This window comes from Arcicella rosea (assembly GCF_040543805.1).
GTDB classification, from domain to species: Bacteria; Bacteroidota; Bacteroidia; order Cytophagales; family Spirosomataceae; genus Arcicella; species Arcicella rosea.
On sequence record NZ_JBEUMS010000003.1, the window covers coordinates 129895 to 152343 of the forward strand.

The 22449-nt window shown below is 35.6% G+C and carries 16 protein-coding genes; 8 read left to right on the top strand and 8 right to left on the bottom strand.

Going from position 1 to position 22449, the window contains the following annotated elements; genetic code table 11:
• The first annotated feature begins 49 nt into the window (after positions 1-49).
• The gene (locus tag ABID42_RS05240; protein ID WP_367282753.1) at positions 50-1060 is read left to right on the top strand and encodes a GntR family transcriptional regulator; all 1011 of its coding nucleotides are present in this window, start codon (positions 50-52) and stop codon (positions 1058-1060) included.
• A gap of 127 nt (positions 1061-1187) precedes the next feature.
• Entirely contained in the window at positions 1188-1631 is a 444-nt protein-coding gene (locus tag ABID42_RS05245) for a transcription elongation factor (protein WP_323326918.1), read from the top strand.
• Here ABID42_RS05245 and ABID42_RS05250 read toward each other — a convergent pair.
• Positions 1609-2502: an AraC family transcriptional regulator gene (locus tag ABID42_RS05250; RefSeq protein ID WP_367282754.1), complete on the bottom strand. Its 894-nt coding sequence runs from the start codon at positions 2500-2502 to the stop codon at positions 1609-1611. The genes ABID42_RS05245 and ABID42_RS05250 overlap by 23 nt on opposite strands.
• A 264-nt stretch (positions 2503-2766) precedes the next feature.
• On the opposite strand from ABID42_RS05250, the gene ABID42_RS05255 reads away from it, so the two are divergent.
• The 3 genes from ABID42_RS05255 to ABID42_RS05265 all read left to right on the top strand — a co-directional run bounded on the left by ABID42_RS05255 (position 2767) and on the right by ABID42_RS05265 (position 8746).
• On the top strand, positions 2767-3588 hold the full coding sequence (locus tag ABID42_RS05255) for a sugar phosphate isomerase/epimerase family protein (RefSeq protein ID WP_367282755.1): 822 nt from the start codon (positions 2767-2769) through the stop codon (positions 3586-3588).
• A 114-nt stretch (positions 3589-3702) separates the two neighbouring features.
• On the top strand, positions 3703-4812 hold the full coding sequence (locus ABID42_RS05260) for a Gfo/Idh/MocA family protein (RefSeq protein WP_184137432.1): 1110 nt from the start codon (positions 3703-3705) through the stop codon (positions 4810-4812).
• Between the two features lie 214 nt (positions 4813-5026).
• The gene (locus ABID42_RS05265) at positions 5027-8746 is read left to right on the top strand and encodes a PVC-type heme-binding CxxCH protein (RefSeq protein WP_367282756.1); all 3720 of its coding nucleotides are present in this window, start codon (positions 5027-5029) and stop codon (positions 8744-8746) included.
• Between the two features lie 21 nt (positions 8747-8767).
• Here ABID42_RS05265 and ABID42_RS05270 read toward each other — a convergent pair whose 3' ends face one another.
• Complete coding sequence (locus tag ABID42_RS05270) at positions 8768-9052, bottom strand: hypothetical protein (protein ID WP_367282757.1); 285 nt, start codon at positions 9050-9052, stop codon at positions 8768-8770.
• 96 nt (positions 9053-9148) lie between these two features.
• Entirely contained in the window at positions 9149-10723 is a 1575-nt protein-coding gene (locus ABID42_RS05275; RefSeq protein WP_367282758.1) for a reverse transcriptase domain-containing protein, read from the bottom strand.
• A gap of 394 nt (positions 10724-11117) precedes the next feature.
• Here ABID42_RS05275 and ABID42_RS05280 point away from each other — a divergent pair, with 394 nt between their 5' ends.
• The 3 genes from ABID42_RS05280 (at position 11118) to ABID42_RS05290 (ending at position 14420) form a co-directional block, all read left to right on the top strand.
• Positions 11118-12290, top strand: coding sequence for a WYL domain-containing protein (locus ABID42_RS05280; RefSeq protein ID WP_367282759.1), 1173 nt, complete (start codon positions 11118-11120; stop codon positions 12288-12290).
• Between the two features lie 500 nt (positions 12291-12790).
• On the top strand, positions 12791-13255 hold the full coding sequence (locus ABID42_RS05285; RefSeq protein ID WP_367282760.1) for a hypothetical protein: 465 nt from the start codon (positions 12791-12793) through the stop codon (positions 13253-13255).
• Between the two features lie 178 nt (positions 13256-13433).
• On the top strand, positions 13434-14420 hold the full coding sequence (locus ABID42_RS05290) for a PDDEXK nuclease domain-containing protein (RefSeq protein ID WP_367282761.1): 987 nt from the start codon (positions 13434-13436) through the stop codon (positions 14418-14420).
• A 185-nt stretch (positions 14421-14605) separates the two neighbouring features.
• Here the strand turns inward: ABID42_RS05290 and ABID42_RS05295 are convergent, their stop codons facing one another.
• The 5 genes from ABID42_RS05295 to ABID42_RS05315 all read right to left on the bottom strand — a co-directional run bounded on the left by ABID42_RS05295 (position 14606) and on the right by ABID42_RS05315 (position 22307).
• Positions 14606-15148, bottom strand: coding sequence for a YceI family protein (locus tag ABID42_RS05295; RefSeq protein WP_323258517.1), 543 nt, complete (start codon positions 15146-15148; stop codon positions 14606-14608).
• A 1-nt stretch (position 15149) separates the two neighbouring features.
• Complete coding sequence (locus ABID42_RS05300; protein ID WP_367282762.1) at positions 15150-16061, bottom strand: DUF5777 family beta-barrel protein; 912 nt, start codon at positions 16059-16061, stop codon at positions 15150-15152.
• A gap of 99 nt (positions 16062-16160) precedes the next feature.
• Positions 16161-16607, bottom strand: coding sequence for a Rieske 2Fe-2S domain-containing protein (locus tag ABID42_RS05305; protein ID WP_367282763.1), 447 nt, complete (start codon positions 16605-16607; stop codon positions 16161-16163).
• 206 nt (positions 16608-16813) lie between these two features.
• Complete coding sequence (locus ABID42_RS05310; RefSeq protein WP_367282764.1) at positions 16814-17983, bottom strand: efflux RND transporter periplasmic adaptor subunit; 1170 nt, start codon at positions 17981-17983, stop codon at positions 16814-16816.
• Positions 17976-22307: a CusA/CzcA family heavy metal efflux RND transporter gene (locus tag ABID42_RS05315; protein ID WP_367282765.1), complete on the bottom strand. Its 4332-nt coding sequence runs from the start codon at positions 22305-22307 to the stop codon at positions 17976-17978. The genes ABID42_RS05310 and ABID42_RS05315 overlap by 8 nt, the downstream gene beginning before the upstream one ends.
• Between the last annotated feature and the right edge of the window lie 142 nt (positions 22308-22449).

A 22449-nucleotide genomic window follows, 5' to 3' on the forward strand; every position in this document is an offset into this window, starting at 1 on the left:
TAACGCTTCTTACTAGAGAAAATGTGTGAAGCTGAGTTTCCAAAGAATCATGTACCAGCTCAAACTCAATCCAAACGATAAAACACCAAAGTACAAGCAGATAATCCAGTCGGTTATTTCGGATATTGAACGCAATGTCTTGAAGAAAAACGAACAGCTTCCATCTATCAGTGAACTCAGCGAAGAGTATTATTTAGCCCGTGACACCGTGGAAAAAGCTTATCGTGAATTAAAAGAAAGAGGCTTCATTACTTCTGTACAAGGAAAAGGATATTATGTAAACAGCGGAGAAAGTAGAAAAATGAGGATTTTGTTAATCTTCAATAAACTAAGCTCTTATAAAAAGTTGATTTACTATGCTTTTTTGAAAGTATTGGGCGATAAAGCTTCGGTTGATTTACAGATTCATCATTATAATGCTCGTCTTTTCGATGAAATCATTGATAAAAATCTTGGTAAGTATAACTATTATGTAGTAATGCCGCATTTTTTCCCTGATTCAGAAAAAGCTATTGCCATGAAGGCTTTGGAAAAAATCCCTTCGGATGAATTGGTTTTACTTGATAAAGATTTACCCGAATATAAAAACGAATGTTTGTCGGTCTATCAAGATTTTGAGCGTGATGTTGCAGAAGCTTTAGAAAGTGCTAATGATTTATTTGCTAAGTATCAACGAGTTGTGTTGGTTTTTCCGAGTGATGGCAATTATCCTGCTGATATTGTAAGAGGTGTTCGTTACTTTTGTGTAAATGCCCACAAAGAATTTATCATCAGAGAGAACGTTGATGAAGAATTACTCACTCCACATACTGCTTATGTAGTTGTTGAAGAACACGATTTGGCTGAATTAGTTAAAAAGGTTCGTCAATCAAGTTATACTTTGGGTGATGAAATCGGCGTGGTTTCTTTCAACGAAACAACTTTAAAAGAACTCTTAGGCATTACCGTTATCACAACTGACTTTGAAACAATGGGCAGAACGGCGGCGGCTTTGTTGTTAGATAAAAAGAAAATTAAAGTAAAGAATCCTTTTTATATGATTCGGAGAGAAACGCTTTGATAGCTTTGAGCTGTGAGCTATGAGCTATGAGCAGTGAGCTTTTTAGAAATTAAGCTCACAACTCAAAGTATAAAAAGTTAGACAAAAAGCTCAAAGCTAATAGCTCACGGCTCAAAGCTAAAAAAACATGAAACAAAAGATTGTCGATTATATTAATAATTTTTTAGACCAAAGAATACAAACTTCCTACGATGCCATGCAGGCGGCTCAGGCTTCTGCCAATGAAGAATCAAAATCGTCTGCGGGTGATAAGTACGAAACTTCCAGAGCAATGGGGCAACTCGACCGAGACATGCACGGTTTAATGCACGAACAAGCCAAAAGAGAAAAAGCCATTGTTGAAAGAATTGATATGAATCTTACTTTCAAAAAAGGAGCCGTTGGTGCTTTTCTGAAAACTTCTACTGGAAATTACTTCTTGGCTGTGAGTGTGGGTATTTGTAAAATCGATGGAGAAAATATCATGATTATTTCGCCACAATCGCCCATCGGAGCATTGTTGATGGGAAAAGGCAAAGGCGATACTTTTAATTTCAGAGGAAAAGAGGCTAAGATTGAGGAGATTTTTTAAAAGTTGTATCGCCAAAAGCAAGCCTAAATTGCGAAGGCGTTTGTCCTTTCAAATCCTTAAATTGTTTATTGAAATTCGATAAAGTATTAAAACCACTTTCATAGCAAACTTGCGTCACACTTAATTTATCTTCCATCAACAATTTGCAGGCATAACCAACCCGCAATTCACTGACAAAATCCGAGAAGGTTTTATTCGTTCTTGCCTTAAAGTAACGGCAAAAAGCCGCCGTAGCCATACCTGCCAACGAAGCTACTTCTGTTAAGTTGATTGAAGTACGATAATTGTTCAGCACGTACTCGTGAACTTTGTGCATTCGTTCGGTTTCAGAAGTTTTGAAAGGATTGGTATAACCAACGCTACTGATAAAATCATATTCGTTGGAGTTGGCTAATAAATTCAGCATTTCTAATAATTTCAAAATCCCTTCAAATCCCTGTAATGGCAATAACTCTTTCATAAAAGTAAGAATCTTGTCATGTAATTCTCCACTGATTTCTAATCCACGACTGGCATTTAAAAAGAAATGTTTGAGCTTCGTCATTTCATATTTCTCAAAGAAATCTTTTCCCAAAAAATCTTCTGTAAAATACACCACAATTCCATGCGTTTTTAATTCAGGATTACCCTGAAAGTAAATCTCATCACTCCGCCAAAGATGTGGCAAATCTGGTCCAACAAAAACCATATCTCCTGCTTCAAAATGTTTGATATTATCTCCAATAAAGCGGGTGCCTGTTCCTTCCAACACCACAAATAATTGATAATGCGGGTGAAAATGCCAGTTGGGGTCGAAGTATGGTTCTTTCAACTCTTTCATGGTGAAAGAATGATTTGGCGATTCTATACTTTTATTTAATGGACTTTTCAAAACCTATTTTTTTACTTTAATTACTGATACTAATCTAAAAAATATCAAAATACAGTCAAAACTAATCAAAACAGCGGAAATTTTTATGACTTTTTTTAGATTATTTTGTATTGTCAAAAATCCTTATCTGTTTGATTAAAATTAAACCCAAAACCAAATTTGGTTTGACGAACTCTGAAAATTAACAATTGAACACAATTAATAATTTATACACAAAATCAATCAAAAAAACCTTACGATAAAGATAAAATGAAAAAATACGGAATGAATTTGCTCTTATGGGGGACTGAGATTAACGAAGACCTTTTCCCAGTGTTAGAGCAGATTAAAGCGATTGGTTTTACGGGCGTTGAAGTACCCATTTTTGATGTTGACCCTGCGCATTGGAAATCTTGGCGTACAAAATTGGATGAATTAGGTTTAGATAGAATTGCGGTAACGATTTGTGGACCAGATTTCAATCAAATCAGTCCAGACCCAGCAATGAGAGCCACTACTTTAGAAAGAAACAAAAGAGCTATCGACTGTGCCGTGGTTTTAGGAGCAGATTTATTGACAGGCCCATATCATTCAGCATTAAGTCATTTTACAGGAAAACCTGCTACTCAAGAAGAATGGAATTGGGCGGTAGAAAACTTGAGAGAATTAGCAGATTATGCCCAAGAAAAAGGAATTGTTTTAGGCTTAGAATACCTCAATCGTTTTGAAAGTTACTTGGTTTCTTGTGCAGATGAATTATTTCAATTGGTTGAAGACATCAATCATCCACATTGTAAAATCATGTTTGATACTTTCCACGCTAATATTGAAGAGAAAAGTTTGGGCGATGCCATCAAAAAATTAAGTAAACATTTGGTGCATGTACAAGTATCTGAAAATGATAGAAGTACCGTTGGCAAAGGAAATGTAAACTGGACAGATGTTTTTACGGCTTTAGAAGAAATTAAATACGATGCTTATTTATCAGTAGAAGCATTTAGTTCAAAATTAGCAGTAGCCAATATTTGGAGAAAAATGTTTGACAACGAAGAAACATTGATGAAAGAAAGCTTGGAGTTTATTAGAGCTATGAGCTTTAAGCCTTGAGCTGTGAGCTAACATACTTATATATAGTTAATTATCGCTTTTTCATAAACTAACAAAGTACAAAACTCAAAGCTCAAGGCTCACAGCTGATAGCTTCTTAATAAATTAAACAAAATGAAACTAAACATTGCCATTGTCGGCTTAGGATTTGGAGCTGAATTTATTCCCATTTATCAACGTCACCCGAACACGAATATGTACGCTATTTGTCAGCGTACTGAAGAGAAACTCAATGCCATTGGCGATGCTTTCGGAATCGAAAAGCGTTATACCAGCTTTGAAGATTTATTGGCAGACCCAGCTGTAGATGTTGTACACATCAATTCTCCGATTCATAATCATGCAGAACAAAGCTTAAAAGCCTTGAATGCAGGCAAACACGTAGCTTGTACCGTTCCGATGGCAACTTCTGTAGAAGAATGTAAAGCAATCGTTGAAGCGACAAGAAGAACAGGCAAAAAATACATGATGATGGAAACCGTAGTTTACAGTCGTGAATTTTTGTATGTAAAAGAATTATACGAAAAAGGAGAATTAGGAAAAGTACAATTCTTGAAAGCTTCGCACCAACAAGACATGGACGGATGGCCGGGTTATTGGCCAGGTTTACCGCCAATGCACTATGCTACGCACTGTGTGGGTCCTGTAGCTGGTTTGTTGAAATTACAAGCAGAGTACGTTTCATGCTTTGGTTCAGGAACAATTCGTGAAGAATTACACCAACATTATAACTCTCCTTTTGCTATTGAATCTGCTCATATCAAATTCAAAGATTCAGATTTAAGTGCTTTGGTATATCGTTCATTATTTGATGTAGCTCGTCAATATCGTGAGAGCTTTGAAGTATATGGTTCAAAAAAATCTTTTGAATGGTCGTTGATTGAACACGAAGAGCATGTTGTTCATACCGCTAAAAAACCTGAACCAGAAATTCCTGAGAAAGTAACTGTGCCAGATTACGCACATTATTTACCAGAAGAAATTCAAGTATTTACGACTGGTGGAGTATATGATACCGACGAAAACCAACACCTTTCTTTCTTGCAAGGTTCTGGTCATGGAGGTTCGCATCCGCATCTTGTGCATGAATTTGTTTCGGCAATTGTTGAAGACCGTGACCCATTCCCAAATGCTGAACAATCTGCCAACTGGACATCAGTAGGTATTTTATCACATGAATCTGCTTTAAAAGGAGGCGAAATTATTTATATCCCTGATTTTTGATTTGCATAATAATGAGGCTGTCCTAAAAAATTTTGTGACCAAACATTATTCTGCGCAAGACCTCACCCCCAACCCCTCTCCTGTTGAGAGGGGAGCTTTGGGGACTAAAAAAAGCCCCCTCTCTGCGGGAGAGGGGGTTGGGGCTGAGGTTGAGTGTAGAAAAATATTCAATACCCAATTTTAAATTATCCATGAATTTATACTATCAAAAGAAATGAAAAAATCATTGCTTAGTCTTTGCTTATTGCTGACTTGCCTCGTAGGTTTTTCTCAGAAAAAAGCGAAAAAAAACAACAAAGCAGCTATTCAAACAGCGGTGAAAGCTCGTCGTTTGGAAGTACTGTTTCTTGGTGACAATGGTCATCATAAACCTGTAGAACGTGTGCCAACATTGATGTCTGCACTCGGAAATAAAGGTATCAATATTACTTATACTGATAAATTAGAAGACATCAATACTACTAATTTGAATAAGTATGATGCCTTAATGATTTATGCCAATTGGGATAAAATTACTCCTGAAGCTGAAAAAGACCTTTTGGCTTATGTGGCTTCTGGCAAAGGAATTTTACCTATTCACTGTGCTTCTTATTGTTTTAGAAATTCTGAAGAATACGTTAAAATGGTAGGCGGACAGTTCTGGAGACACACAATGGATACTATTCAAGCGAATATTGTTCAACCTCAAAACCCAATATTAAAAGATATTTCTGGCATTAAAGCCTTCGATGAAACGTATTTACACAGTCATTTACAAGCAGATAATAATGTTTTGATGACTCGTGACATTAAAGCTGACCAAACAAAAGATCGTCCAGATGCTAAAACTGAACCTTATACTTGGACTCGCCAGTATGGTCAGGGAAGAGTATTTTATACCGCTTACGGACATGATGAGCGTACTTGGACAAATCCTGATTTCTTGAAATTATTAGAAAATGGAATCATTTGGTCAGTTGACGAGCAAGCTCGTTTAGCACATGCAGCTTTAACCCCAGAACCTTTTTCTTACAGCGAAGCAAAATTGCCCAATTATGAAAAACGCCCTGGTCCACAATTATTACAAGCAGCGCTTTCTCCAGAAGAAACACTGAAACATATACAAGTACCCGTTGAATTTAATTTAGAAGTATTTGCGCATGAACCAAACGTAATGCACCCAATTGCGATGTCGTGGGATGAGCGTGGTCGTTTGTATGTTTTAATCACGAAAGATTATCCAAACGAACGCAAAGAAACTGGCGGTAGCGATTATATCTTGATTTGTGAAGATACCGACAAAGATGGAAAAGCAGATAAATTCACTCGCTTTGCCGATGGCTTGAGTATTCCTACAGGTTTGGTTTTTGCCAATGGCGGAGTAATTGTAGCCCAAGCTCCACACATGTTATTCTTGAAAGATACCGATGGCGACGATAAAGCAGATGTAAAGAAAATCTTGTTCTCTGGTTTTGGTACTTCTGATACGCACGCTGGGCCATCAAACTTACATTATGGTTTTGATAACTGGATTTGGGGTTCTTTAGGTTATGCAGGTTTTCAAGGGAAATTTGCTGAAAAAGATTCAGTAAAATTCGGTCAAGGTTTCTTTAGATTCAAAGCTGATGGTTCAGATTTTGAACATATCACCAGTACTTCAAACAATACTTGGGGCTTTGCTTTCAACGAAACGGGCGATGTTTTTGGTTCAACTGCCAACAATTCACATGGCTGGTACATGGCGATTCCACATAGAAATATTCTTTCGCCAACTGCCACAAACGGTAGCCGAAGTACAGATACGCACAAAGACATGAAAACCATCACGCCAAGAATTCGTCAGGTGGATGTTTTCGGTGGATATACTGCGGCGGCTGGTCATAATTTTTATACTGCAAGAGCATTCCCTAAAAAATATTGGAATCAAATCGCTTTTGTTTGTGAACCAACAGGACACGTAGTTCACCAAAACGTAATGACCAAAAACGGAACAGATTATAGCGACGTAGAAGGTTTCAACCTTTTGGCAGGTGCAGATGAATGGGTTTCTCCAGTTTTTGCAGAAGTTGGTCCAGACGGTGCGGTGTGGATTGCCGATTGGTACTCTTTCATTATTCAGCACAATCCAAAACCAAATGGTTTTGAGATGGGTCAAGGAAATGCTTATGAAACCGATTTAAGAAACTTTACACATGGTAGAATTTACCGTGTAAGTGCGAAAGATGCACCAAACTATACTCCTTTGAATTTATCAAAAGACCGTCCACAAGAATTATTGTCGGCTCTTAAAAATTCAAATATGTTCTGGAGAATGAACGCACAACGTTTGTTAGTAGAACGTGGACAAAAAGACGTAGTGCCAGCATTGATTGAAATCACGAAAGACCAGTCTTTAGACGAAGCAGGTATCAATCCAAGTGTGATTCATGCACTTCGTACTTTAGAAGGTTTGGGCGTATTGAACGATGCCGAAGTACAAAAAGCTTTAATCGCTTCTTTATCGCATCCATGTTCGGGTGTTCGTAAAACGGCAGTTCAATTGTTGCCTCGTAACGAAGCTTCAGTAAAAGTTTTATTGGAACAAAATTCATTGAATGATAAAGAGCCTTTGGTGGTGTTAAATACACTTTTGGCTTTATCTGAAATGCCTTTAACGGCTGAATCTGAAAAAGCTTTGTTGACTCGTATGGAACAATCAACAGAAATTAACGACCGTTGGTTGCCAGATGGTTTCGCTTCTGTATTGACAAGCCACAAACAAGCTTTATTGAAAAAGCATTTACAAAACCTTACTAAAAATGCTTCGCCAGTAAAAGCTAAAACAGAAGAAATGCCTGCTCATCACGACCATGCGGCCATGATGAAAGAAGAGAAAGCTACCGCTGTTTCGGCAAGCAACAAGCCTGATTTAGTGATTAGCAAAATCAACTTCACACCAGCAAATCCTGCTGTTCTTGAACCTGTACTTTTCAATATTGAGGTAAAAAACCAAGGCGGAGTAGCGATTGCAAAAGGAGAAGTAATCAATCTTAATGTTAGAATTGAAGGTGTAGGTAGAAAATATGATTTGGTAAGCCATACTTTTAATGACGGTATTCCAGCCAATGAAAGCGTTAAAATTAGTACTTACAATAATGGCGCATGGACAGGAAATCTTGGTTTAACATCTGATATGCCGGGTACTTATACCGTTTCTGTTGAAATAGACAAAGCCAATACCATTGCAGAAGAGAACGAGAAAAACAATGCTTATAGCCAAAAAGTGACTTTCAATGTTCCTAAAAGTATGTCGAATTATGCGATGGAGAAAGCCGTTAAAGGTTATGCCAATGTTAGCTCGGCTGATTCAGTAATTGCTTTATTGAAATTAAGCCAGAAGTTGGATGAAACTAGCGCTTCTTCCCTGATTAAAGGCATCACAGATGGTTGGAATTATAGAAAGAAAGTACAGGTAAAAGACAGCGACAAAGTATTCTTAGCAGGCTTAAACAAAACACTTTCAGCAGATAACAAAGCGAAATTAACTCGTTTGTTCCAAGCTTGGGAAGTCAAAGCCGAAGAAGCAACAGATCCAAACAAAGTAATTATTGTGATAAAATCTGTGAAAGAAGAAATGAAGTATGATAAAAAGGAATTCACGGTAAAAGCAGGAACTAAAGTAGAATTAGTTTTTGAAAACCCTGATGCGATGCAACATAATTTGGTAATCGGCAAACCGAAATCTTTAGAAATTATCGGAAAAGCCGCTAACAAAATGATTACGCAAAAGGATGCTTTGGATAAAAATTATGTACCAAACATTCCTCAAATCATCGCTTCAACACCTTTAGTAAACCCAGAAGAATCTTATAGATTAAGCTTCACCGTACCAGAACAAATAGGAGATTATCCATTTGTCTGTACCTTCCCGGGTCACTGGAGTATCATGAATGGAATAATGAAAGTAATAAAATAATTTTTTTGATTGAAAAGAATGCTAAACCTCCGCAGGCTTGTTTTTGCGGAGGTTTTTTTTGTAGATTATTGCTCCATCACTCTTAATGAATCTAGTGCCGTTGCGTGTGTCTTCACACGCAATCCTATTACAAAAAAAATCGCTCGTGATGACACGAGCGACGGTATAAGCGTACTTCCCATTTCCCTTTAATTCGCATAAGTGCGATGAAATGAGGGAATAAGAAATTTCTATTGAATGGGTACAAGTACTCAATAAGCCAGCCAATGGCTGGCTTATTGCAAAACCTTCAAATTGGGTAGCCACTTGTTGCCAAAGTTTAGAATAAGTATTACCAGATTTTATACCCTCATTAGAGAATTTTGCTTGGCATCGAGAGAAGGTTTTTAATAGGTAAGTGTATTAAATTTTTCTTAAATGTCTCTTCAACGCTTGATTAAATATTCCTTTATGCTTCTTTCCAATCTGTTTTGAAATAGCATCTTCGTCCATTATTTTACTTGCTCTTTTAATATAAGACAGATAATTACTTCTAAAACTCTTCTCACTTTTGCTTGATTCAATTCTGTATTCTCCTAAGTTATTTTGCGTAAAAATCTTTCGACGTAAATGAACTTTAACTTTATTAAGATTTGAATTCATATAGAGTTTATACAATCTTCTTTTATATAAAACAGGCTTTTCTTTACCTTCTCTTTCAGCAATCTTAATGGCTAATTTGCTTTTTCTCTTAACTGTCGAAATCATTCTTCTATAAAACTTAGCCAAGTTCGCAGACTTTATTAAAGTTTTACTTCCATAAAACTCAAATCCTAAATAAGTAAAAGGAGCTTCAATAATACATCTATCTTCTGTAATTTTTATTGATGTTAATCTTTTTTCTTTCTTGCCTAATTGGATACTTTTGAATAAAAAAGTTTCTGTTTTATTTCTACTAATTTCTACTAAACTATTTTCAATTTCAGACTCAACAAAAACTTTTAATTTGTCTGCGTTTTCTTGATTGCAAATAACAATCATATCATCTGAATAGCGTCTATAAAACCCACCTAAATCTGTTACCCGTTCAAAAACAAGTTTATCAAATTCTAATAAATAAAGATTTGCTAAACCAGCACTAATAGGTAGCCCTTGGGGAATACCCATTGGCTTATTATCTTTTTTATCTCTAAATGGGAAACGATGAAGTTTAATTTTTCTGTCTTTAAGTTGATTTCTAAAGTCTTCCGGTGATTCAAAAAAAGCATTAAATCCCTTTTCATTTCTTATCTTGGCTAATTTCTTTTCATCAAATCCTGCTTTTCTACCCCTATTTTTTTGAGTAAGCCGAAGGTCATCCAAAAGAATATAAGAAAATCTTGTCGCCGCTTTAAAAACATTATAGTGGTCATCTGGCAACTTATCTTTTTGAATGAGTTTTGCCCAAGCTTGTTTTAATAAATGATGGTTTAGACTTGAAAAAAAGCTTTTAATATCAAATGTTAGAACAATACAATCTTCGTTTTGACTTCTTCTTTGAATTTCAGAAAATACTTCATCTGCAAAATGAATAGTGCTTTTGCATTTACTATCTTTTTCTTCAGAAATTTTTATTTTACGATACGCCAAAATACATTTTGAAAATTCTTCATTACGTAGTAATTCTTTTTCGTATTCTGTTTGTAGTAACTCAGCATAATAGCCAAATATTAAGGCATCCATGTGAGTTGCATAATGAAGAGGTCTTTTCTTAATGTGCCTTTGAGTAAGCCCATTCTCATCTTTGTATGAATGACAATGTTTATTGAATGGATTACGCTTATACCTACGTTCGTCTATTGAAGCATGAATTAATGGGAAGAAAGCATATTTAGCAACATAATTGCTATTATATATCTTTGATAATAGCCTTTGGGGATTGTCGTAAACGTTTATTTGTTGAGTGATATGTAGGTATCCTCTATTTTTTAGCCAAGTAGGAAATTCTTTAATCTTCATAGAATAAATAAACCTTGATAAGAATACATGAGTGGTGTAATAGATATAAAATTAGACATATACCTCCGAAGAGTAAGACCAGTACCCAAGTTCTTGAGTCACACTTAATTTGAATTGTATAAATTTGAGTCAATTAATATTTACAGTTATGAAAATATACTTTATGTTCATATTTATTACAGAAGACATCAATGAAATCATAAATCTATTGCAGAAAGTTATGAGCATTGAATGTAATCATTCACCTGCATAATCTACATATACAGTAAATTTCTATTTAAAATAGAAACTTTATAGTCCATACCAGATGTCTAAAATCTTTCATAATTATCCTTAACAAGGTTTAGCCAAAGATACAGATTTTCAGTATGTTTGTCAAAAAAATAAACTTACTATGGAAACATCTTCTACTCCAGTTACACACTCATTTAAAATTGGTGATATTGTAGCCTTAACCTCCCACCCTTTTACCGCATTAAGTCAAGACGTTCTTATTGGAGGAGACCCTCTACTAATTTCTCCATTAATGGTAATTGTTGAAATTATTGGAGACTCTCAAAACTTGTATGATGAAAATACAGGTCTATTACTACAAGAAAAAAGTCATAAAACTGCTCAATGTAAATGTATTTGGTATTCTTCCAAATCTTTTCAATTTGAAGAAGCTTGGCTTTCAACAAAGCTTTTAAAGAGAATTAAAGAAAAAAATAGTAATTCTGTTTTAAAAGAAAAAGATAATAGCGACAATTATCAAAATATTCAAATTGGGACAAAAGTCACTCTCTCCACAGCAGAAATGGAGTTAAAAAAACTAAAAAGTTCATACAAAAGTGAAGGAGAAAATGAACGAATGAGTATAAATCCACTACTATCTTTTGTAAGCCCTATTATGCAGATTATTGGCACTGCTAAAAATGATTTAAAAGAACCTTCTTACGATACAAAAACAGGGAAAAAGAAACGAGAAGTATCTGACCTATTAATTAAATGTAAATGGTTTAATCCATCGTCTGAAAAAATGTCAGAAAAGTTACTTCCGATTGATGCTTTGACTTTAATTCCAGATGTTGATGAAGAGAAACTAAATGAAATACAAGCTTTTATTAAAAATAAAAAACATATATTAATAGCTTACAAAGGAGTTCAAACTATACTTCAACCAGAACGTATTATTTGTGTTCATGGGTTTTATAGACTTTCTGGATATGACTATATAAAAAATACTTTAAACACATTCCCCATAAATAAAAATCTATCATTACCTATAGAAGGATGTCAACCATATTCAATTAAGCATTCAAATTTTAAAGAAGAAAATACTGATTATGTAACACAATTAGAAGAAGTAATAATTAATGCAATTCAAAATAAAAATTACTTGAGAATAAAATATTGTGACAGGCATGGAAATGTGACTACACGAAGCGTCAGTAACTTTAAACATTCCAGAACAGAGAATGGCAATTATCTTGAAGGAATGTGCATGCTACGCAAAGCAGAAAGACAATTTCATCTTGATAGAATTCAGTTCTTAGAAGTGCTTAATGTTAAGTTTGGTACAAAGTAATTCGTGTCATTTTAACATTTTACAAAAACTCTTTTCAAACTACTAAGTCTCTAAATCATTCTTATCCTTTTGAATCTCCAACCATATCCCGACATACTTCAAGTATCTCACGAGATATTTTTTTGCGGTATTTTGCGGGATTTAGTATCTCTCGACATACTTGAAGTGTCTCATGAGATACTTTTTTGCGGTATTTTGCGGTAATTAGTATCTCACGACATACTTGAAGTATCTCGTGAGATACTTCAAGTATGTATTTTGGCTCCAAAACCGCAAAATGCCGCATTTTATTACTTTTCAAATACCGTTTTTGTATTTATCAAATTTTTTAGACCGTTAACTAAATAACAAACAGCACTTTAAGATATTTTCTATATTTTCAAAACGTTAAATATTTCTACTCCTTGTAAGATGAAAATCATTCTACAAGGTCTTCTTTTAAACCGCAGTAGCATTATTTAGCTTCAATATTTTATTTCTACTTTTAAACAACCAATCAAATGGAAAATCGCATTTCTTTTTCGCTTACCGAAGCTGAACAAACTCAGCTAAACCAACATCTCAACAGTATTATTGCTATTCTTCAACCCAAAGCCATTGTCTTGGATGCCGAAGACAGACTAGAACTCATCAAGATGGCTGATGGCAACTTACCTTTTACCGAAAAAGCTATTGGTTACATGGACAGTAACCCTAATTTCAAACCTGATTTTGTCAGTAAAGAAGAGGCAGAAGTCGATTTAGATGCCTTTAAATTGGGGAAGCAATTTTTGACCGTCGCCCAACAGGTAGAAAGTATCTTAGAAAACATTTGCGTATTGTCGGGTTCAGAAGCTTATACTGCAGCTTTGATTTATTATAAAAATGTTAAGATGCAGGCACAATTAAAACAGCCTGGCGCACAAGAAATATATGAAGAATTAGCCAAACGATTCATCAAAAAAAGTAGTAAAAAGAAAGAATAGTTAACCAAAAACCCTAGAAGGTCAGGCATAGCACCTGACCTTTTTTTATTGGTGATAACAAGTGATTTGTTTCATTGTGTATATCTCCACAAACAATCCAATTACTACTAAAAATTCGCTCGTGATGACACCGAGCGATGGCATAGATTTACATCCATCTTAATTTTTCCTTTTGAATATGCAATTAGAACAACAATTCAGTCATATTTCTAACCTGATTAAAGAGGCAAAACAAAGAGCTTTTCAGGCTGTTAATAATGAGCTAGTTAACCTTTACTGGCAAATTGGAATGTATGTCAGTCAGCAAGTGACATCAAATGTCTGGGGGAAATCTGTCGTGAAAGAATTGTCTGAATTTATCCTTCAATCAGACCCTAATATTATTGGCTTTTCATCGCAAAATATTTGGCGAATGAAGCAATTTTATGAAAGCTACAAGGATTTCCCAAAACTCTCGGCAGTGCTGAGAGAAATTTCGTGGACTAATAACACAATCGTTTTTTCAAGATGTAAAAGTGCTGATGAAAGGGAATTTTATTTACAAACAATAATAAAAGAAAGATGGTCGTCAAGAGAATTAGAAAGACAAATTAATTCTTCCTATTTTGAACGTGTAATGATTGGCAATTCAAAACTTCCACCAATGGCTAAAACATTACCACAAAATATCATCGATTCTTTCAAAGATACTTATGTTGTTGAACTGCTAGACTTACCAGAAAAGCATTCGGAAAAAGACCTCAAAAAAGGAATTACACAAAATATCAGTAAATTTTTACTGGAATTTGGAAGAGATTTTGCTTTTATGGGAGAAGAATACCCTGTTCAAGTGGGTAATCAGGATTTCGCAATCGACCTTGTTTTTTATAATCGTAGTCTTAATTGCATGGTAGCTATTGAATTGAAGATAGAGAAATTTACCCCTGCTCATTTAGGACAACTTAATTTCTATCTTGAGGCTCTTGACCGTGATGTAAAAAAGTCTCATGAAAATCCTTCAATTGGTATTTTGTTGTGTAAAGGGAAAGATGATACGGTAGTTGAGTATGCCCTAAATCGTAGTCTTTCACCAACTCTTGTGGCAGATTATCAGACTAAACTTCCCGATAAAAAACTATTACAAGCAAAATGGGAGGAGTTATTGGACGGTTTAGAGGACGATTAGCTACTTCGTACAAGTTATCTGAAATCTGTTAATCGTTTGTTTTCAATCAATTGACAGATTTCAAGATTTCTGAAAACTTTTGTCTGTGCCGTTGCGTGTGTCTTCACACGCAATCCTATTACAAAAAAATCGCTCGTGATGACACGAGCGATGGTATAAATCCTTTCACGACTTGAGAATTCGTATTACTTTTTGATTAAAGAAAAGCTGTTTTTAACAGCAATTTTCTCGGCAATTTTTTCCCAAACTAATTTAGGTACGTCAATTTTATAATCTACTAAGGCGATTTCAAAATTGGTGTCGATGCTGATATTATCTTTTCCAACCGTTAGTTTTCCTGTGAGTACTTTTTCTTTGCTTACTCCGTGAATCATCATCACACCTTTGGCAGTTACATCATAAGTACCTTCTTTGGTAAAATCTATCTTTTCAGCAATTTTGCCTTTGAAAGTAGCCGCTGGAAATTTCTCTGATTCTAAATAGTTTTCGTTGAAATGCTCCTCCATTAATCTATTTGGAAATCTGAATTGATTGATGTTCATTCGCACGGCGATGTCGTTGGTTGCCGTGTTTAAAATAGAAGAAACTGTGCTGTTTACTGCTGAAATATCTTCTAAAGGTGTTTTGGAAAAGAAGCTAGTTTTACCTGTTTGGGTAAAATATAGCTGTGCAAAACTGGCTTGACTTATCAATAAAGCCCAAACCAATACTAAAATATTTTTTTTCATGTTAGTGCTTATCTTTCTTTGATTTGCCATCAAAACTGAATGTTCTGGCAATGTTAAATCCATAGAAAATATCTCCTTTACCCCATTCTCCAAGCGTTTGAGCAATAAAATGACGCTCTACCATTCCTCTTGAATTGGTAAAATGCAATTGGAAAACGTGTCCACCTGTTTCAATATCAAAGCCAACTGCTAATGAATTATGGTACTTGCCTGAAATACTGCTATTGCCGTGGTCTGCTAGGTAATATTCGGCATTTAGCGTTACTCGTTTAGAAAGCTTATATCTACCTCCAAAACCCAATGCTAACATATCGTTTTTCATATCTTCCACTTCAGTTTTGTTGAAGTGAATAACCGTTGGCATAATTTGCAAAGAAAGTTTATCGCTGAATTTACGAGCAATCAGAATTTGTGCACAGTACGTTTGGCGTTCTAGGTTATCATCAAATTTCAAGGTTGAACCAGAAGGAAGTGTATAACCTGTAGCCATTGTATTGGCTGCACCACTCAAATAACCAGTAACAGTAACAGGCACGCTATTCGACTGACGAATTGCTTTATACTTCAGATAGTAGTCGTATGTTTTTTCTTGTGAACTTCTGCCCAAACCAATGGTCAGGTTATCACTCAAACCATATTCTAAACCGAGTCTGATACGAGCTTCGTCTAAACCAAAAAAGTTATCAATAAAGCCTGAGTTTACTGCTCCAAATCGATGAGAAATCCAGAAATTAAGATGCTTTTTACTGACGGTTTCAATGGTTTGTCCATTGATTAAGCGAGTCGCTTTAAATGTTGCGGAAGTATATTCGGGTTGCGTTCCTTTTTCTTTGTTAAGCATATCCATCAGGTCGTCCTGACAAAAACTTTGGAAACTGATTAAGCAACTGAATACCAATAGATATTTTTTCATAAGTTGGATATTTTTAAACGAAATGGTTTTAAATCTTTCATAAAACCATTTCGTAATTTACTGTCGAAAAGACATACGTAATTTTCGGTTGTAGGGTCTCTAGGTTATCGTTAAAACTGTACCGCTTTGTGTAACCGTATAAGCTTTTAAACCAGCACTTCCATTGGCATTCGTTCCTTTGCCAGTATTATCATAAGTAGCGCCGTGAGCAGTACAATAAAATTTATCCGTAGCATAAGTAATTTGCTTTTGTCCTTCATGACTACAAATCAACGTTACAGCCACATAAGTACCCACATTGGTAAAGGCTACCACAATGTTGTTGGTTCTATCCACAACATATCCACCTTTTGTGAGCAAAGCAGCATTGGCTGCTAGCGATAAATCAAACGTTACTCCAGTACTTGGTAAAGGCGTTACTTCGTCGCTTTCGTTAGTACAAGAACTCATCGTTACACCACAATACACTGCCATTAAACTTGCCCCTGAAAGTCCTAGTTGTTTTAGAAAAGTAAGGCGATTCATTTTTTCTTCTGTAGTATTCATAAATTTTAAGGATTAATTGAAAAATATTTATTTGCTCGGATGAAAACGTAGAACATTATGAAAGTTATATCATCTATAAAAGATTATTGGGTATTACTTTCAAAAACCAAATACTTGGTATGCTCTAATCCTTTATACAGGATAAAACGCTAAACGGTTGCGTCTAAACATTAATTTATTTCTTAATCACTTTTTTATGCTACAAATTACTCTTCTGAACCCGTCAGCATTGCTTGTAAAATAGAAGCTCCTTGTTTTACAACCTGTTGATTACCTATATTTTTTTCAGGAATTACTTCGATATTTCCTCTTTCAGTAATGCCAATTTTTACTGGGATTTGCTGGAAAGTACTTTCTTTCGTTTTGATAAAAATAAAACCGCCATTTCCATGCAATACCACTGCTGACTCTGGCAAAGTATTAACGATTCTTTTTCCTGTTAGGATTTTCGTGTTGACGTACTGCCCAACGGTTAGTTTATCTTCCATCGCTTCATCATCAATATGCCCGTGAATATTAATGGTTTTGGTATCCGCTTCAACATTTTTTCCTACCAAAAAAACCGTTGCGGTCATGTTTTTTTCCGAGAATTTCGGATTTTCTACCATGATTTTTTGTCCTACTTTTATTTTATTGATGTCGTTTTCAAATACTTTCAATTCGATATGCTTATGGGCATCGCCAACAATTTCAAACAAAACATCAGTAGGTGCTACATTTTTCCCAATGGATAAATTAGCGATTTTCACATAGCCATCAATCGGAGAAGTAATATTAATGACAGATAAAATTTGTCCTTTTTTAAGCTTTTCCACAGAACAGCCAATCATTTCAAGTTTCAATTCAAGAGCTTTCGTCAATGCTTTTATCGACGAAACTTCCGAATCAGCCTGTTGAAGTTTTTTCTTAGCACCAACATCTTCTTTACTTAAAGTATTCTGGCGGTCGAGTTCCAGCTCTAAATACTTCAATTTACTAACAGCCTGTAAATAATCTTGCTGTAATTGAATATAATCCATGCTGTAAATCGTGGCTAAAACTCCTCCTTTACGAATGGCCGAACCGGGCAAAATATTAGTACTTTTTACATAGCCGCTAATAGGAATACTCACAGAAGCCATATTCATCGGCGGAACATCCACCATACCATTGGCTTTTACTTCATCCGAAATAGTGGTTTGGTCGAAATTCCCCAAAGTCAGCTTTGCATTTTTGATTTGTTCAGCCGATAAAGTAACGACGTCGGTTATTGTTTCAGCCTCTTTGTCTTGTTCTTCAGCTTTTGTATTTGAACAAGCAATATTGATTAATAAAGTAATACCTAATAAAAAGCCTTTTTGAAAGGAAATTATATGATTTTTTGGAAGATTATTCATTGCCAATTAAAGTTTCGATATTGATGATAATTTGATTAAAGTGCTGTAATTCAGCCAAGTAATTTTCTTTGATTTGCCAAGCTTGTGTGATATTCTGTACAAATTCCACATATTCAATTTCGCCTGATTGATAGCTTTTTGAAGCCGTTTTAGCAATCAATTCCGCTTGTGGCAAGGCTGAATTTTTGTAATAATTCAGTGACTTTTCAGCTTTATCAAACTGTATTTTCAATGAATTCAACTGACTTTGCAATTGGTTTTCAGCATACTGATATTGCTGAGTAATTACTTGCTCATTGATTTTTGAAGCAGTAATTCTAGCTTGTTGCGCTTTGGTAAAAATCGGCACATTTAGCCCAAGCTGTACAAAGTTTTGATTGAAATGATTTTCAATACTTTGGTTGGTTAACGCCAATCTCACATCTGGCTTCAAGCGTTGTTGTTCCAAATTGGTTTGCAATTTGCTTACTTCGCTTTGCTGTTTAATGATTTCTAAGAAAGGATTGGAAGCTAATTCAGCATTATTTAACACCATTGCTTTTTGTTGATTTCCTGCGTAATCAATCTCAAAGTTTTCGTTGGTATTCATCAAAAACCTTAATGTTTGATACAAATTCTGCTCATCAGCTTGGCTTTGTTGGATACGATTTTGGATTTCTCTGAGTCGAGTTTCAGAAGATACTTTTTCTAATAAATCCGTCTCTCCAGTTTTGTATCGCACCGAAGTCGCTTTGAAAGCACTCTGATAAAGGCTGTCTTGCTGGGCTAATAATTGAATAAATTGATGCGTATGTAAAATCTGAAAGTAAACACTTTTTACTTCGCCTATTAATTGTGTTTTGGTGAGTTTTGCACGTTTTTCAGCCGTCAACACATTGCCTTTTAGCAAATTTTCTTGAGCTTTATACAAACTTGGCAAAGCAAAAGATTGTCCGACCGTAAAGGTTACATCATTTCCGTTGAATACTTGTGTTCGCCCGTATTGAGCATCAAAACTGGTTTTGGGCAATTCTTTAGCCGTTTTCACCAAAGCCTGATTCCCCGAAATTTCTAAATTAGCAATCTGTACATTTTGGTTTTGACGAACCGCTTTATCAATACACATTTGCAAATTCTGTGGCGGAGTATTTTGTGCAAAAGTGGCTGTACTTATCAACAATAAAGCGATTGAAGTAACTAGGGTTTTCGAAGCTTTTGGTTTTCTACCAAAAACCAGACTGTAAATTACAGGCAAAACCACCAAAGTAAGAATGGTTGCGGTAATCAATCCACCAATTACTACCGTTGCCAAAGGTCTTTGTACTTCTGCACCGGGCGAATGGCTCAAAGCCATTGGTAAAAAACCCATTGAAGCCACAGCCGCCGTCATCATGACGGGTCTGAAACGAGTTTTTGTTCCTTCTAAAATCCGTTGTTTAATATCACTTATTCCTTCTTTTTCCAGAATTTTAAAGTAAGAAATCAGTACGATACCGTTTAAAACCGCCACACCAAAAAGAGCAATAAAACCAATTCCCGCCGAAACAGAAAAGGGCATATCACGCAACCAAAGAGATAAAATACCACCAATTGCCGAAAGTGGAATAGCTACAAAGACAATCAAGGCTTCTACAAAAGAATTGAACGTAAAGAATAAAAGCGCAAAAATTAAGAAAAGTGCCACTGGCACAGCGATAAACAATCTACTTTTCGCCGCTTGAAGATTCTCGAAAGCACCACCATATTCAACCGTATAGCCAATTGGAAGTTTTACTTGTTTGTCGATAATCGTTTGAACTTCTTTCACCAAGCTTTCTACATCACGATTTCTAACATTAATACCAATCGAAATTCTACGGCGAGCGTTATCTCTGGTAATTTCAGCGGGCGCATCTTTGTATGAAATTTCTGCTACTTCCGAGAAAGGAATTTTACCACCATTGGGTAAATCCAAGTATAAATCTCTGATATTTTGGATGTCTTTTCTGTACGAAGAATCCAATCGAATTACCAAACCAAAACGTTTTTCTCCTTCATAAACAACGCCTGCTTCTTCGCCTGCAAAAGCTGATTTCAACAAAGTATTCAGATTGCTGATTTTTAAACCATATTGAGCTATTTTCTGACGATTGTAAGTTACCACCATTTGTGGTACGCCATCAATTTGCTGTACTTTCATATCAGCGATACCATTTACTTTATGAATCTTCTTGGCTACTTCTTGGGCTTTTTCGAATAAAACATCTAAATCTTCTCCAAAAATTTTAATGGCTACATCCGACTTTACGCCTGCAATTAATTCATTAAAACGCATTTGAATAGGTTGCGTAAATTCAAAAGTGACACCCGGAATATCTTTCAAAACATCATCCATTTTTTGGGCGAGTTCTTCCATCGTTTCCGCTTTTTTCCATTCTTTGGTATCTTTCAAATCAATAATTAAATCACAGGCATTGATACCCATTGGATCAGTTGGAATTTCGGAAGAACCAATTCTGGACACTATTTGCGCTATTTCATCGGGAAATTCACGAAGTAAAAGCTTTTCTGCTTCATTGTTAGAATACACACTTTGAGACAATGAAGCATTACTGTGAAGAATGGTTTCAACAGCAAAATCACCTTCGTTTAATTCAGGAATAAATTCACCGCCTAAACTGCCGAAAAGCATCAAACTTGCTACAAAAAATGCCAATGAAGTACTTAAAATAATCGTTTTCTTATTCAACGACCAAGTGATGATGGGTTGATAGAATCTATACAGAAAGTTGATAATTTTATCAGCGATGGTTTCTGAATGGTCAATCTTTTTACTTAAACATAAAGAAGACATCATCGGCACGTAAGTCAACGACAAAATCAATGCGCCAATAATGGCAAAACTTACTGTTTCAGCCATTGGGCGAAACATTTTTCCTTCAATGCCCGTCAAGGCAAGTATTGGGAAGTAAACAATCAAAATGATGATTTCACCAAATGCAGCAGATTTCCGAATCGTAACGGCTGAATCATACACAGATTCATTCATTTCAAGCTGAGTGAGTCTGTAAGCTTGTCCGTCATGATTTTCAGGAATGGTTCTAGTATGTAATCGGTGTACAACGGCTTCTACGATAATTACTGCTCCATCGACAATCAAGCCAAAGTCAATCGCACCAAGTGACATCAAATTAGCCGACACGCCAAAGAGTTTCATCATGGCAAAAGAAAAAAGCAAGCAAAGTGGAATCACCGAAGCAACGACCAAACCTGCCCTGAAATTTCCCAAGAATAAAACCAAAATGAAAACCACGATTAAACCACCTTCAATCAAGTTTTTCTGAACCGTACCGATAGACTTATCAATCAGTTTACTCCTATCAATAAACGATTCTACTTTTACGCCTTCTGGCAAAGATTTTTGAATTTCTGCTACTCTTTTCTTAACATCTACCACTACTTTTTCGGCAGATTCACCTTTCAGTAAAAGTACAACTGCGCCAACAGCTTCACCTTCGCCATTACGAGTCATCGCTCCATATCGCACTGCATGACCAAACTGAACTTTCGCCACATCATTTACTAACACAGGAACGCCTCCACGAGTAGTAATCACAACGTTTTCAATATCTTGCAAACTATTTACTCTTCCTTCCGAACGAATAAAGTAAGCATCTGTGCCCTTCTCGATATAACTACCGCCAGAATTGGCATTGTTATCTTGTAAAGCTTGAAATACTTCTGCGACGCTCAGATTCATCGCTCTTAGTTTTTCTGGGTTAATTGAAACTTCGTATTGCTTCAAATGTCCACCAAAAGAACTTACTTCTACGACGCCTTTTATGCCTAAAAGTTGTCTTTTCACAACCCAATCTTGCAAGGTTCGTAAATCAGCTAAGGAGTATTTGTCTTTGAATTTTGGGTCAACGACCAAAGTATATTGGTAAAATTCGCCAAGACCAGTCGTAATTGGCGCCATCTCTGGGCGACCAGCACCAGCAATTAAATTAGGTTCTGCTTCTCTAATTTTTTCAGAAACTTGTTGTCTGGCTTTTTCAGTAGGCACATCGTCATCAAAAACGACAGTAATAACCGATAAACCCATTCTTGAAATTGAACGAATTTCTTTGGTATTAGGAACAGTTCTTAATGAGATTTCTAACGGATAAGTAATAAATTTTTCTACTTCAGAAGCAGGCAAAGCTGGCGACTGCGTAATTACTTGCACCTGATTGGAAGTAATATCTGGAAGGGCATCAATGGTTAATTGAGTTAGTGAAACACCACCCCAAGTCGCCAATGCCAATACCAATAAACCGATTGTCAGCTTATTGTATATGCTGAATCGAATGATTGAATCTATCATTGTATATTTTTCAAGAAGAAGAGCCCAAATTTTAAGACATAAAAATTTGTAATTCCATGACGGAAAAGCTCATTATTATAAATAAAGGTATTTTCACGAAGGAAACTTCGTGATGGAAAAATGATAAGAAATGACAAAGCGG

Excerpts from the sequence above, each read along its gene's own strand:
- ABID42_RS05260 (WP_184137432.1), top strand. The coding sequence starts at position 3,703 with ATGAAACTAAACATTGCCATTGTCGGCTTAGGATTTGGAGCTGAATTT.
- ABID42_RS05240 (WP_367282753.1), top strand. The coding sequence starts at position 50 with ATGTACCAGCTCAAACTCAATCCAAACGATAAAACACCAAAGTACAAG.
- ABID42_RS05310 (WP_367282764.1), bottom strand. The coding sequence starts at position 17,983 with ATGAATAATCTTCCAAAAAATCATATAATTTCCTTTCAAAAAGGCTTT.
- ABID42_RS05290 (WP_367282761.1), top strand. The coding sequence starts at position 13,434 with ATGCAATTAGAACAACAATTCAGTCATATTTCTAACCTGATTAAAGAG.
- ABID42_RS05265 (WP_367282756.1), top strand. The coding sequence starts at position 5,027 with ATGAAAAAATCATTGCTTAGTCTTTGCTTATTGCTGACTTGCCTCGTA.
- ABID42_RS05305 (WP_367282763.1), bottom strand. The coding sequence starts at position 16,607 with ATGAATACTACAGAAGAAAAAATGAATCGCCTTACTTTTCTAAAACAA.
- ABID42_RS05300 (WP_367282762.1), bottom strand. The coding sequence starts at position 16,061 with ATGAAAAAATATCTATTGGTATTCAGTTGCTTAATCAGTTTCCAAAGT.
- ABID42_RS05280 (WP_367282759.1), top strand. The coding sequence starts at position 11,118 with ATGGAAACATCTTCTACTCCAGTTACACACTCATTTAAAATTGGTGAT.
- ABID42_RS05275 (WP_367282758.1), bottom strand. The coding sequence starts at position 10,723 with ATGAAGATTAAAGAATTTCCTACTTGGCTAAAAAATAGAGGATACCTA.
- ABID42_RS05315 (WP_367282765.1), bottom strand. The coding sequence starts at position 22,307 with ATGATAGATTCAATCATTCGATTCAGCATATACAATAAGCTGACAATC.
- ABID42_RS05285 (WP_367282760.1), top strand. The coding sequence starts at position 12,791 with ATGGAAAATCGCATTTCTTTTTCGCTTACCGAAGCTGAACAAACTCAG.
- ABID42_RS05245 (WP_323326918.1), top strand. The coding sequence starts at position 1,188 with ATGAAACAAAAGATTGTCGATTATATTAATAATTTTTTAGACCAAAGA.
- ABID42_RS05295 (WP_323258517.1), bottom strand. The coding sequence starts at position 15,148 with ATGAAAAAAAATATTTTAGTATTGGTTTGGGCTTTATTGATAAGTCAA.
- ABID42_RS05255 (WP_367282755.1), top strand. The coding sequence starts at position 2,767 with ATGAATTTGCTCTTATGGGGGACTGAGATTAACGAAGACCTTTTCCCA.